This window comes from Novosphingobium sp. ES2-1, from assembly GCF_015169775.1.
In the GTDB taxonomy this organism is placed as follows: domain Bacteria; phylum Pseudomonadota; class Alphaproteobacteria; order Sphingomonadales; family Sphingomonadaceae; genus Novosphingobium; species Novosphingobium subterraneum.
The window spans coordinates 2,830,116-2,841,529 of the sequence record NZ_CP063445.1 but is presented as its reverse complement, the minus strand read 5'-3'; the positions used below and the strand labels follow the sequence as shown (position 1 = coordinate 2,841,529).

General features: G+C 63.7%; 13 protein-coding genes. 3 read left to right on the top strand and 10 right to left on the bottom strand.

From position 1 onward, the window contains the following. Nucleotides 1-5: 5 nt before the first annotated feature. The 6 genes from ruvA to IM701_RS13865 all read right to left on the bottom strand — a co-directional run bounded on the left by ruvA (nucleotide 6) and on the right by IM701_RS13865 (nucleotide 3,490). Nucleotides 6-623: a Holliday junction branch migration protein RuvA gene (gene ruvA, locus IM701_RS13890; RefSeq protein WP_039333598.1), complete on the bottom strand. Its 618-nt coding sequence runs from the start codon at nucleotides 621-623 to the stop codon at nucleotides 6-8. Nucleotides 624-784: 161 nt separating this feature from the next. Beyond that, entirely contained in the window at nucleotides 785-1,294 is a 510-nt protein-coding gene (locus IM701_RS13885; RefSeq protein WP_230487713.1) for a nucleoside deaminase, read from the bottom strand. Nucleotides 1,295-1,330: 36 nt separating this feature from the next. Next, entirely contained in the window at nucleotides 1,331-1,807 is a 477-nt protein-coding gene (ruvC, locus tag IM701_RS13880; protein WP_039333600.1) for a crossover junction endodeoxyribonuclease RuvC, read from the bottom strand. A gap of 1 nt (nucleotide 1,808) precedes the next feature. Next, nucleotides 1,809-2,159 carry a DUF3147 family protein gene (locus IM701_RS13875; RefSeq protein ID WP_193827259.1) on the bottom strand — a complete coding sequence of 117 codons (351 nt, stop codon included), beginning with the start codon at nucleotides 2,157-2,159 and terminating at the stop codon, nucleotides 1,809-1,811. A gap of 3 nt (nucleotides 2,160-2,162) precedes the next feature. After that, complete coding sequence (locus IM701_RS13870; protein ID WP_193827258.1) at nucleotides 2,163-2,726, bottom strand: hypothetical protein; 564 nt, start codon at nucleotides 2,724-2,726, stop codon at nucleotides 2,163-2,165. Then, complete coding sequence (locus IM701_RS13865; protein WP_039333607.1) at nucleotides 2,726-3,490, bottom strand: YebC/PmpR family DNA-binding transcriptional regulator; 765 nt, start codon at nucleotides 3,488-3,490, stop codon at nucleotides 2,726-2,728. Before IM701_RS13865 ends, IM701_RS13870 begins: the two co-directional genes overlap by 1 nt. Nucleotides 3,491-3,597: 107 nt before the next feature. Between IM701_RS13865 and IM701_RS13860 the strand changes: the two genes are divergently transcribed. Further along, nucleotides 3,598-4,287: a type II CAAX prenyl endopeptidase Rce1 family protein gene (locus tag IM701_RS13860; protein ID WP_193827257.1), complete on the top strand. Its 690-nt coding sequence runs from the start codon at nucleotides 3,598-3,600 to the stop codon at nucleotides 4,285-4,287. On the opposite strand, the gene IM701_RS13855 is transcribed toward IM701_RS13860, so the two are convergent. The 3 genes from IM701_RS13855 to IM701_RS13845 all read right to left on the bottom strand — a co-directional run bounded on the left by IM701_RS13855 (nucleotide 4,284) and on the right by IM701_RS13845 (nucleotide 6,008). After that, nucleotides 4,284-5,144 carry an SDR family oxidoreductase gene (locus tag IM701_RS13855; protein ID WP_193827256.1) on the bottom strand — a complete coding sequence of 287 codons (861 nt, stop codon included), beginning with the start codon at nucleotides 5,142-5,144 and terminating at the stop codon, nucleotides 4,284-4,286. The genes IM701_RS13860 and IM701_RS13855 overlap by 4 nt on opposite strands. Before the next feature lie 76 nt (nucleotides 5,145-5,220). After that, nucleotides 5,221-5,472 (bottom strand): DUF2312 domain-containing protein, encoded by a 252-nt coding sequence (locus IM701_RS13850; protein WP_039333612.1) that lies wholly within the window; start codon nucleotides 5,470-5,472, stop codon nucleotides 5,221-5,223. A 227-nt stretch (nucleotides 5,473-5,699) separates the two neighbouring features. Next, nucleotides 5,700-6,008, bottom strand: coding sequence for a DUF1244 domain-containing protein (locus IM701_RS13845; RefSeq protein ID WP_370584326.1), 309 nt, complete (start codon nucleotides 6,006-6,008; stop codon nucleotides 5,700-5,702). A 28-nt stretch (nucleotides 6,009-6,036) separates the two neighbouring features. On the opposite strand from IM701_RS13845, the gene pyk reads away from it, so the two are divergent. Both pyk and IM701_RS13835 read left to right on the top strand, forming a co-directional pair. Next, entirely contained in the window at nucleotides 6,037-7,533 is a 1,497-nt protein-coding gene (gene pyk, locus IM701_RS13840; protein WP_052242250.1) for a pyruvate kinase, read from the top strand. Between the two features lie 113 nt (nucleotides 7,534-7,646). After that, nucleotides 7,647-9,974 (top strand): TonB-dependent receptor, encoded by a 2,328-nt coding sequence (locus tag IM701_RS13835; RefSeq protein ID WP_193827254.1) that lies wholly within the window; start codon nucleotides 7,647-7,649, stop codon nucleotides 9,972-9,974. A 39-nt stretch (nucleotides 9,975-10,013) separates the two neighbouring features. Here IM701_RS13835 and IM701_RS13830 read toward each other — a convergent pair whose 3' ends face one another. Beyond that, on the bottom strand, nucleotides 10,014-11,315 hold the full coding sequence (locus tag IM701_RS13830) for a GGDEF domain-containing protein (protein ID WP_193827253.1): 1,302 nt from the start codon (nucleotides 11,313-11,315) through the stop codon (nucleotides 10,014-10,016). Nucleotides 11,316-11,414: the final 99 nt, after the last annotated feature.

Genomic DNA, 11,414 nt, shown 5'->3' with positions numbered 1-11,414 from the left:
GCTTCTCACCCCGCTGCCCTCTTCAGCGCCACGCGCACCAGTTCGTTCAGCCCCGCGTCCTCGCCCAGTTCCTTGACCGCAGCGGCGACGGCGCTGCTTGCCACGGCGGGCTTGAAGCCGAGGTTCTGCAGGGCGGAGACGGCATCGGCGCTGGCGTTGCCGGGCGGTAAGGTGAACGCTTCTCCGCTGGCCATGCCAACTGGCGAAGCGTAGCCTGCCAAACCACCGGCCTTGTCCTTCAGCTCGTTGACGATGCGACTGGCGAGCTTTGGGCCGACGCCGTTGGCGCGGGCGACCATGGCGCTGTCGCCGTGGGCGCAGGCGCGCTGGAGTTCCTCGATCGAGAGGGCCGAGAGGATGGCGAGCGCCACCTTGCTGCCGACGCCCTGCACCGCGGTGAGCAGGCGGAACCAGGCGCGTTCGCCGGCGCTGGTGAAGCCAATCAGGCGCTGGTCGGTTTCGCTCACCTGCATTTCGGTGTGGACGACGACCTTGTCCCCCCGGATGCCGAGATGGGTCAGCGTCTTGGCCGAGCATTGCACGAGATAGCCGACGCCGTTCACGTCGATCACGGCCCAATCGGGCCCGGTGTCATCGAGAATGCCGGTCAGCTTGGCGATCATGGTTTGTTCCTATGGCAGGAACTTTTTGCCGTGGCCAGAGGATACCTGCGCCAAATGCGTGGAGTGGCGGCGGGTGTTGGCGCTAAATGCCCACCTCCAACCCCTCCCGCCTGCGGGAGGGGAGAAGAAAGGGGTGCCCTAAGCCCCTAGCGAAGGGGGCGCTAGTCGTTGGCTTGCTGGTCCTCTGGCACGTCGTCCCATGGGCGGTAGTAGAGCGTGGCGCAGTCGTGGGCGAGGATGCCGCCGGTCAGTGTCAGGTCGTCCTTCCAGGCATCGGCCACGAAATCGAGGGTCGAGAGGTGTCGGTCCTCGAAGTACATCTCGTGGACGTCATCACGCCCCGCGCCATAGACGATGCGCGATATCCCTGCCCAGATCGAGGCCATGGTGCACATGCCGCAGGGCTGGAGCGTGGAATAGAGCGTGGCACCGGGAAATCGCATTTCGCCGGAGGACTTGCCTGCAGCGCGGATCGCCATGACTTCGGCATGGGCGGTGGCGTCGCAATGTTCGGCCGTGCGGTTGACGCCGTGCGAGAGGAGTTGCCCTTCGCGCACGATGATTGCAGCGATGGGGGTGTTGGCGGGATCGGTGCCCTTGCGGGAGATGGCGAGATCGCGCGCGCGCGCCATCCAGTCTTCGTCGCTCAATCTGTCGTTCAGTGCGTCCATCCGGTGCATACGCCGGATCGTGGCAGTCGTTCCGGCCTATCGATGGCTGCCGAGCATGTTGGCGTGGGTTATCGCCACGGCCAAGGCGTCGGAGGCGTCCTCGCCCGCAAGCTGGACGCCGGGGAGCAGGATCTTGAGCATGTGCTGGATCTGCTGCTTTTCCGCACCGCCGGTGCCGACCAGCGCCTTCTTGATGACCTTGGTTGGATACTCGGCCACGGGGATTCCTGCCCGCGCGACCGCGACCATGGCAACGCCGCGTGCCTGCCCGAGCTTTAGGGTGGACTGCGGGTTGACGTTGACGAAGACTTCCTCGACCGCGCCGCTGTCAGGCTTGTAAATGTCGATCACGGCGGCAAGCGCGGAATCGAGTTCGACCAGACGTGAAGCCATGGTGGCCTTGTTGTCGGTGCGGATCTGGCCGTTGGCGACGTGGCTGAGGCGGCTGCCCGACTTGGCGACGACGCCCCAGCCGGTGACGGTGAGGCCGGGGTCGATACCGAGGATTATCATCTTACAGCTTGAGTCCGAAGCGGGGGCCGATCTGCATCATGGCCAGATAGAGCAGCACCGTCAGCACGCAGCCCGCGACCAGAGTAACCCAGAACGGTACGCCGTGGCGCAGCAGCGCGGGGATCACGAGAAACATTGGCAGCGAGGGCAGGACGTACCAGAAGGTTGCTTGCGCATGGACCGCCATGTTCTCCGCATCGGGCCGGGCGTTCCACAGGAACACCATGCCGAGCACCGAGACGAGCGGCAAGGAAGCGACCAGTGCGCCGACAGTGGGCAACTTGCGGCCAATCTCCGAGATCAGCGCGATGAGCAGGCCGGAGAGCACGGCCTTTATGGCGAGCGGCATCATGGTTCAGTAGATAACCTCGAATGGTCCGCCAGGCGTTTCGGCGCCATCCCAGTCCTTGGGTGCTGCCTTGGCAAGGTCGTCATAGGCGCTCCCGTCGAACGAGGCTGGCGACCTGCAGGTGAGGCTGGCGAGCGCATTTTCGCCCGAGGAGCCTTGCAGCACTTCTATTCCCGAGGACTGCCTGCCGGGGTTCTCGTTGAGGCTGCCGGTTTCATCGACGTGGACGACGTAATGCGTCATCCCGTTGGTGAAGCGGATGTAGTCCTGGTTGAGGCCGCCCTGGCTGCGATTGCCGCCGGTGTGGATGTTGCTCCAGTCCGGCGTGCTGGGAATGTGCAATTCGGGACGGCCCTGCGGTCCGAAGCGATAGTGCAGCGAGTTGCGTGCCAGGCAAACGCTGCCAAGCTTCACGCCGAAGCGGCAGGTGTAGACCACGCGTTCGTCGTTTGCGCACAGGCTTGCAGGACGAGCCGCGCCGAGGCGGGCAGGTTTCGCCACCGACCCGCCGGTGGAGAGCAGCGCCGCGAGTGCAACGGCAACTGGAAGCGCTGCCGTTGCCCGTGGCATCAGCCCAGCGTTTCCATGACGTCGTCGGGGATGTCGTAGTTGCCCCAGACGGTCTGGACGTCGTCGTCGTCCTCAAGGACGTCGATCAGCTTGAGCAGGGTGGCGGCGTTGTCGGCATCGACCGAGGTCTTCATGCTCGGCTTCCATGCCAGCTTGACGCCTTCGGCCTCGCCCAGGGTCTTTTCGAGTTCGCGCGCAACTTCGTGCAGCGATTCGACCGCGACCCAGATCTGGTGGCTGCCTGGGTTCTCGTCACCATCGCCCATGTCGGATTCGACGTCTTCGGCACCGGCTTCGATGGCGGCTTCGAGGACCTTCTCCTCGTCACCGACCTTTCCGGGGTATTCGATCAGGCCGAGGCGTTCGAAGCCGTGGCTCACCGCGCCCGATGCGCCAAGGTTGCCGCCGTTCTTCGAGAAGGCGGTGCGGATGTTGGTGGCGGTGCGGTTGCGGTTGTCGGTCAGCGCCTCGACGATGATCGCGACGCCACCCGGGCCATAGCCTTCGTAGCGCACTTCCTCGTAGTTATCGCCTTCGCCCTTCGATGCCTTGTCGATCGCACGGGCGATGTTGTCCTTGGGCATGGACTGGGCCTTGGCCGCGTTGACCGCGGCGCGCAGGCGCGGGTTCATGTCCGGATCGGGCATGCCCATCTTGGCGGCCACGGTGATTTCGCGGCTGAGCTTGGAAAACATCGCCGAGCGCTTTTTGTCCTGCGCGCCCTTGCGGTGCATGATGTTCTTGAATTTGGAATGGCCTGCCATGGTCCGTGCTTCTTGCGAGGTTTTGGAATCTGCATCGCCCCTAGCCGACGTCGCGCGTTCCGGCAATCGGTGTGGCGCATCGGCGCAATTGCAGGCATGAGACACCGATGATCCGCACGACCCTTGCCGAACTGATCGCCTTCCTGCGCCGCCCCGTGCCGATGGCGGCTTCCGGGTTGAACGCTGATGGAGCGCTTTCCCGCTGGTTTGTGCTGACAGCATTCCAGATTGGGGTGCTGGGGCTGGTGGTGATGCCGCTGATCGCGCTGTGGCAGAAGGCCTTTGCGCTATCGCCACCGAATGCCTTCGAAGGAATGGGGCCGCTGGCGCTGTGGGGCGGGGCGGTGCTTTTGGCGCCGGTGCTTGAGGAACTGTTCTTTCGCGGCTGGATGAGCGGGACGCGGCGCGTGCTGGCCCTGATCGGCGTGGTCCTGGCCGGGCTGATCGTTTTCGTGGCGCTGGGCCGGGGCAAGCCGCTCGCGGGTGGGGGAATACTGCTGGCCACGGTCCTTGTTGCGGCGGTGATCTGGTGGCGGAAACGGCGAGACACGGGGGTTCCACCGTGGTTCGCCCGACACTTCGCCCTGCTGCTTTACGGCACCACTGCGGTTTTCGCGGTAATGCACCTTTTCAATTACCCGACGATCACGCTCGCTGCCGTGCCGATGGTGCTGCCGCAATTCTGGTCAGGCCTGATGTTCGCGCACATGCGGGTGAGGCTTGGCCTGCTGGCCTCGATCCTCAACCACATTGCATCGAACGCCATCGTGCTGGCGGTAGCGCTGAACTGGGGTTAGCCGTTCACCACCGTGCCGCCATTGGGATGCAGCACCTGACCCGACATGTAGGAGGAGTCCTCACAGGCGAGGAACAGGAAGCTGGCAGCCACCTCGTTGGGCTGGCCCGGGCGGCCCATCGGCGTGTTCTCGCCGAAGTGTTCGAGCTTCTCCTCCGACGCGCCGCCGCAAGGGTTGAGCGGGGTCCAGATCGGGCCGGGGGCGACCGCATTGACGCGGATGCCTTCGCCCACAAGCTGTTCGGACAGGGCGCGGGTGAAGGCGGTGATGGCGCCCTTGGTGCTTGAGTAGTCGAGCAGTTCGGGTTCACCCTTGTAGCTGGTGATCGAAGTGCAGTTGACGATGGCCGCGCCCGGCCTGAGGTGCTCGCGCGCGGCCTGGACGAGGTAGAACATCGAGAAGATGTTGGTCTGGAAGGTGCGTTGCAGCTGGTCCGCGGTGATGTCGCGGATGTCCTTGTCGGGGTGCTGTTCGCCAGCGTTGTTGACGAGGACGTCGAGGCGGCCCCAGTCGCCGATGACCAGATCGACGAGGGCATGGGCCACTTCCGGATCGCCGAGGTCGCCTGAGAAGGTCAGGGCTTCGCTGCCTTCGGCTTCGCACAGTTCGCGGGTGCGGGCGGCGTCCTCGTTCTCATTGAGATAGGCGATGGCGACTTTCGCGCCCTCGCGTGCGAAGAGGACGGCGACGGCGCGGCCGATGCCGCTATCCGCCCCGGTCACGATCGCCACCTTGCCCTTCAGTCGCCCCGAACCGGGATAGCGCGGCTGCCATTCGGGCTTGGGATCGAGGCTCGCCTCGCTGCCGGGGAGCCCGTCTTCGTGGATCGGCGGGCGGACGGTGGCGGTCTGGGTCATGGGGCTATCCTGCTGAAACTACAGGATGCCAATGGCCGGGCAGGGTGGTGGTTCCGCTCCTGCCCGGGAAACGCGATCAGTCGATGCCGAGAGCGTTCTTATAGGTTTCGAGCACGGCTTCCATCTCACGGCGGTCGTCGGGCTTCATCTTCCGCAGGCGGACGATCTGGCGCATGATCTTGGCGTCATAGCCGGTGGCCTTGGCTTCGTTGTAGACGTCCTTGATGTCGTCGCCGATGCCCTTCTTTTCCTCTTCGAGGCGTTCGATGCGCTCGATCAGGAGGCGCAGGCGATCGTCTGCTGTCTTGGCATCGTCGAATTCGACCATCGGGAAAGTCTCCGGGTATGCGGGTGAATCAATTGGCGCGGCTGATAGACGCGCCACAGGATTCGGGCAAAACCGGGCCTGTGGATAGTCCGGGGATTAGTGGCGTTTTTGTTGACGGCACCGGCCCGCTCCCCCGCCCGACTACCCGGCAAAGGTACCCCTATGGGTAGTCGGGCGGGGGAGCGGGCCGGTGCCGCAAGGAAAAGCCGGACGGCCTTTCCTTCACATCAAGGATGCCCAGCGTTCTTCTTGAGGCTTTCTTCCATCCGCGCGAGCTGCTCGGGCGTTGCCTCGGTCTGGTAGCGGGCCTTCCATTCGGCTGCGGGGAGTCCGTGGATCACTTCGCGTGCGGCGGCCTTGTCGCCCGCAAAGCCGCCTTCGATGATCCAGTCCGCCAGGCAATTGCGGCAGAAGCCCGAAAGACCCATCAGGTCGATGTTCTGGGCATCGTGGCGGTGCTGGAGGTGCTTTACCAGGCGGCGGAAGGCGGCGGCCGCTACGGAATCGGGAAGCGTATCGATTGCATTCGTATCCACGGTAATCTTCCTTGGGTTTTGAAATGGCATGGGCCATAGCGCATCCCGCAGATTCATAAGGAGTACCCAAGCTGTGGCCAAGCTCGATCCTCGCGGACGTAAAGTGAAGATCCTCGCCACGGTAGGACCCGCCAGCCGCGAGCCGGAAATGCTCGAGAAGCTCTTTCGCGCAGGCGCTGACGCCTTCCGTGTCAACATGAGCCATGGCGAGCACGCCACCCATGCCGAAACGATCGCCAATATCCGGGCGCTCGAGAAGAAGGTGAATCGCCCCATCACGATCCTGTGCGATCTGCAGGGGCCGAAGCTGCGGGTGGGCAAGTTCAAGGAAGGCCGTGCGGTGATCCGCCACTCGGGCCATTTCACGCTTGATCGCAATCCCGAGCCGGGTGACGAGACCCGTGTCCAACTGCCGCATCCCGAACTGTTCGGCATCCTGCAGAAGGGCCAGCGCCTGCTGATCGACGATGGCAAGCTGCGCTTGCGCGTGATCCGGGCCGACCAGAACGAGATTCTCTGTTCCGCCGAGGTTGGTGGGGTCATCTCCGATCGCAAGGGGGTCAATGTGCCCGATGCCGTGGTGCCGGTCCCGGCGTTGACCGACAAGGACCGCCGCGACCTTTCGTTTGCCGTCGAGCATGGTGCGGACTGGATCGCCCTGTCGTTCGTGCAGCGTCCAGAGGACGTTGCCGAAGCGCGCCGCCTGATGGGCGGCTACGGTTCGCTGATGGCCAAGATCGAGAAGCCTGCCGCGATCTCGCGTCTGGAAGAGATCATCGAGCTTTCCGACGGCATCATGGTTGCCCGTGGCGACCTTGGCGTGGAGTTGAATCCTGAAGAAGTGCCGCCGCTGCAGAAGCGCATCGTCGAAAGCGCGCGCCGCCAGGGCAAGCCGGTGGTCGTCGCCACGCAGATGCTCGAATCGATGATCGAAGCGCCGACGCCGACCCGCGCCGAAGTGTCCGACGTCGCCAACGCGGTCTATGACGGGGCTGACGCGGTCATGCTCTCGGCCGAAACCGCCGCAGGGGCCTGGCCGGAAGAGGCGGTGACGATCATGCACCGTATCGCTGCGCAGGTCGAAGCCGATCCGGGCTATGGCGCGCGCGTCCACTTCATCGAGACCCTGCCCGATCCGACCACGGCCGACGCGCTGGCACAGGCTGCGGCGAGCATCGCCAACACCCTGCCGATCGCAGGCGTGATCGTCTTCACGGGGTCGGGGTCGACCGCGCGGCGCGTGGCCCGCGAACGGCCTGGCGTGCCGATGCTGGTATTGACGCCATCGCAGAAGACCGCGCGCAAGGTGGGCCTGCTGTGGGGTGCCCACGCCGTCAGCACCAAGGACATCGGCAGCTTCGAGGAGATGATCGCCAAGGGCAAGCGCATGGCCTTGCGTCATGGCTTCGGCACCGCCGGCTCAAGGCTTGTCGCGCTGGCCGGCGTTCCCTTCGGCACGCCCGGGGCCACCAACCTGCTGCACGTCGTCACGCTTACCGGCAACGAACTGGATCAACACGGCTGACATTGATGTAAATATGCCACGCGCTTTGTAAGAATTAATTGCGCACTTGAAAACAGGTTGAACGCCGCTGCGCAGCGGGCATTCTTGCTCCACAAGATAAACGGGAGCTGTGAATGCCAGTTACAAAGAGCAGGGTTTCGCTAGGAATTTGCCGTGGGCTCAGCGCCCTTGCGCTCGTCGTCACGGGTGCGGGCGTGGCCTATGGTCAGGACGCGGCGCAGGATCAGGAGCAGTCGGCGATTGACGTGCTTAACGCCGACATCATCGTCACCGCCACGAAGAAGAAGGACGTCGAGAACGTCCAGGACGTGCCGGTTGCGATCACCGCATTCAATGCCCAGAGCCTGCAGGCGCTGCAGGTGCGCGATATCCAGACGCTGACCTACAGCGCGCCAAACGTCTCGCTCGATCAGGTCGGCACCTCGCGCGGGACCGCCAACTTCTCGATCCGCGGGCTTGGCGTGAACAGCTCGATCCCTTCGATCGACCCGACCGTCGGCGTGTTCGTGGATGGGGTATACATCGGCGTCAACAATGGCCTGGTGTTCGACGTGTTCGACCTGGGTTCGGTAGAAGTGGCGCGCGGGCCGCAGGGCATCCTCTATGGCCGCAACACCACCGGGGGCGCGGTCCTGATCAACACCGGCGATCCGACGCCGGATCTGCGCGCCAACTTCCGCGTGTTCTATGAAGGGCCGATCGATTCCGGGCGCGGATCGGGCAACTTCGCGGCGCAGGCCGTGGTGTCCGGTCCGTTGATCAAGGACGTGCTGAACTTCAAGGTCGGCGGTTACGTCAACAACGACGAGGGCTATTTCAAGAACCTGTTCAATGGCAAGGACTTCGGCAAGGCGCAGACCCAGATCCTGCGCGGTGCGCTGGAATTCCTGCCGTCCGAGGCGATCCGCATGGTTGCCAAGGTCGAATACTTCAACAGCGAGGGCGATGGCCCCGCCGGCCAGAACCACGGCCTCTACAAGCGCGACACCTTCGACTTTGCGATCGATAACGGCGGCTTCTACAAGAACCGCACCTGGTTTGCGACGCACAAGACCGAAATCGACGTGGGTGATGGCAAGATCACCAACATCTTCGGCTTCCGCGATTATGACGCCTCGACCGGGGGCGACATCGATTCCAAGCCGGTATTCATCTTCCACTCGAATTCCTTGTTCAAGCAGCGCCAGTATTCGGATGAAATCCGCTACAACAACCGCTTCGGTGCGCTGGACTTCACGGCAGGCGGTTTCTGGTTCACGCAGGACCTGCGCTACGACGAGCTGCGCTTCTTCCCCACGTTCATCAGCCCGTTGACCCAGATCGGCGGGGGTCGCCAGGATCACGACGTGCTCGGCCTGTTTGCGTCGGGCGACTTCGATGTGACCGACCAGCTGACGCTGACCGCAGGCATCCGCTGGTCCAAGGAAACCAAGGACGTCGCCGTCACCTACATTCGGCCTCGTTCCAATTGTTCGGTCGTGGCCGGCACTTGCCCGACATCCGGGGTCAACCCGCTTATCCCGAACGAGAACAACGGCTTCAAGGACAAGCGTACGTGGGAGAACTGGAGCCCCAAGCTCGGCTTCCAGTATCGCTTCAACGGCGATGCGCAGGTCTACGGCAACTGGACGCGCGGCTTCCGTTCGGGCGGGTACAACTTCCGCATCACCAATGCCCGCGCCTTCGAGGCAGTGGCAGCAACGCGCGGCCTTTCGTTCGACGAGGAGCAGGTCGACAGCTTCGAACTGGGCACCAAGTTCCAGACACCGGATCGCAAGCTGACGCTAAACCTGGCGGCTTTCCGCACAGAGGTTGGCAACATGCAGCGTGAGGTCAACGAAGGGTCTGCGGCGGGTGTTGCCCAGTCCATCTTCAACACTGCCGACGCCCGCATCACCGGCATCGAAGGCGAAGGCCGTTTTGCCGTGGGCAAGAACTTCCTGCTCACCGCGAACTTCGGCTACATCGATGCCGAGTACACCAAGGTGCTGTTCGACATTTCGAGCGACGGCGTGGTCAACGACGCGGACAAGGCGCTCGACCTGCCACGCACTCCGAAGTGGACCTATGGCTTTGGCGTGCTGGGTGATTTCCCGGTGGGCGAAGGCAATGCCATCGTCGCCCGCGCCAACTTCCAGCACCGCGACCGGTTTGCCTATACCGACAACAACTTTGGCTGGATCACCTCGTCCGACAACCTCGACGCCTCGATCAGCTATAAGACCGGTGGGCTGACCTTCACGGTCTATGGCCGCAACCTGCTCGATCAGGTCCAGCATGGTGGGGACACGCAGCTGGGTACGGCGGCGCAGATCCCGGTGTTTGGTGGCCCGCTTTCGACCGGCGTCGACCGGCCGTTTGCCGACAATCCCAAGGCCGGCACGTTCTCGCCGCTGGTGCGCGGACGCGTGCTGGGCGTGGAGTTGAACGCCGACTTCTGATGCCATGGAGTGCTGCGCGGGCCGGTGCTCGCGCAGCATTCAGCTCTGGCGCGAGTTTACGGTTGCAAGCCTTGGCGTTTCACGCCCGGCACGCTTTTCGGCAGCGACCACGCAGTTCTTGCCGGCCTTCTTGGCGGCATAGAGCGCAGCGTCGGCAATTGGCACGATGTCGGTAGCCGACGTTGCGGTTTCCGGGACCGTGGCAATGCCAAGTGAGGCCGAAATCGCGCATTCGTGGCTGGCGCTCAGGGATTCTATGCGTTGGCGCAGCACTTCGGCCTTGTCGAGCACGTCCTCGAGCGAGCAGTCGGGCAGGATGGCGACCAGTTCCTCCCCGCCATAGCGGCAGACCACGTCGGTCGGCCTGAGGCACCCGACGATCTGTGCCGCGACATCGCGCAAGACGGCATCGCCCTTGGCGTGGCCATGTTCGTCGTTCAGTTTCTTGAAGTTGTCGAGATCCAGCATGACCACGGCAGTGCTTGCCCCGGTGCGCGAACCGAGCGACACGAATCGTTCCAGCGCGTCTTCCATGTAGCGGCGGTTGTACAGCCCGGTCAGCGGATCGCGCAGCGACTGGGTGCGCAGCTTCTCGCGCAGGGCAATGTTGGAAAGGGCGAGCGACATGGAGTCCGCCAAGGCGCGGCCGAGGCGGCGGATTTCCATGATGTGATCGTAGGCGCCATCCGAGTCAGGATGGGCGATGATCAGCAGGCCGTGCAGCTGTCCGCAGGCCATCATCGGCATTTCGACGGTGGCGATTTCCGAGGGATGGTGCGCGCAGCACAGGGTTCCGACTGCCGGCGAATTGACGTGCGGCTTGCCGCGCTTCAGCGCCCAGCAGTTCGAGGGCGAGAGCATCTCGGGAACGCTGTAGCCCTCGGGCATGTCCCACGCCCGCGCGAGATCGAGCCGGTCGCGCGAGTTGTTGAACACGAACAGTGCCGCGCCGTAGCCGGGCAGCAAGCGGCGCGCTGTGGCCATCAATACGGCGCCAGCGTCCTCATAGGTCTCGGCGGCCTGGAGCATATCGGTCATCGCGAACAGTTCCTGGATCTGCTCGCGAGAGTCGCGGGTGATAACGTAGTTCGTGATGTTGCGGTTGCGCACAGACTGGGCTGCCCGCTTCAGGACCAGCTGAAGTGCAAATAGACCCACCATGCAGCAGGCTGCAACTATGGCGAGAAAGTCGTGGTACTTGTCGGCCACGACCATCGGCAGGATCACGGCACAAAGCACCAGCGCATGCGCGACCAGAGTCGAGATATGCACTTTCTCAAGGCTTACCTCGTCATCAAGAAGCTGGCGTTTCTCTGAAGATTCACGATCTGCGGCGGCCAAGGGATCCTCCAATCATGAAGGTATGCCGCCGGGCGTTGTAAGATGGGGTTAATTCACCGGGCGTAGGACGACCAGACTCTTACGGAACGCCGGATTAAC

Coding starts and splice junctions, on each gene's coding strand:
- pyk (WP_052242250.1), top strand. CDS start 6,037: ATGGGCCATAGCGCATCCCGCAGATTCATAAGGAGTACCCAAGCTGTG.
- IM701_RS13875 (WP_193827259.1), bottom strand. CDS start 2,159: ATGATGCCGCTCGCCATAAAGGCCGTGCTCTCCGGCCTGCTCATCGCG.
- IM701_RS13855 (WP_193827256.1), bottom strand. CDS start 5,144: ATGACCCAGACCGCCACCGTCCGCCCGCCGATCCACGAAGACGGGCTC.
- IM701_RS13865 (WP_039333607.1), bottom strand. CDS start 3,490: ATGGCAGGCCATTCCAAATTCAAGAACATCATGCACCGCAAGGGCGCG.
- ruvA (WP_039333598.1), bottom strand. CDS start 623: ATGATCGCCAAGCTGACCGGCATTCTCGATGACACCGGGCCCGATTGG.
- IM701_RS13835 (WP_193827254.1), top strand. CDS start 7,647: ATGCCAGTTACAAAGAGCAGGGTTTCGCTAGGAATTTGCCGTGGGCTC.
- ruvC (WP_039333600.1), bottom strand. CDS start 1,807: ATGATAATCCTCGGTATCGACCCCGGCCTCACCGTCACCGGCTGGGGC.
- IM701_RS13870 (WP_193827258.1), bottom strand. CDS start 2,726: ATGCCACGGGCAACGGCAGCGCTTCCAGTTGCCGTTGCACTCGCGGCG.
- IM701_RS13860 (WP_193827257.1), top strand. CDS start 3,598: ATGATCCGCACGACCCTTGCCGAACTGATCGCCTTCCTGCGCCGCCCC.
- IM701_RS13850 (WP_039333612.1), bottom strand. CDS start 5,472: ATGGTCGAATTCGACGATGCCAAGACAGCAGACGATCGCCTGCGCCTC.
- IM701_RS13885 (WP_230487713.1), bottom strand. CDS start 1,294: ATGGACGCACTGAACGACAGATTGAGCGACGAAGACTGGATGGCGCGC.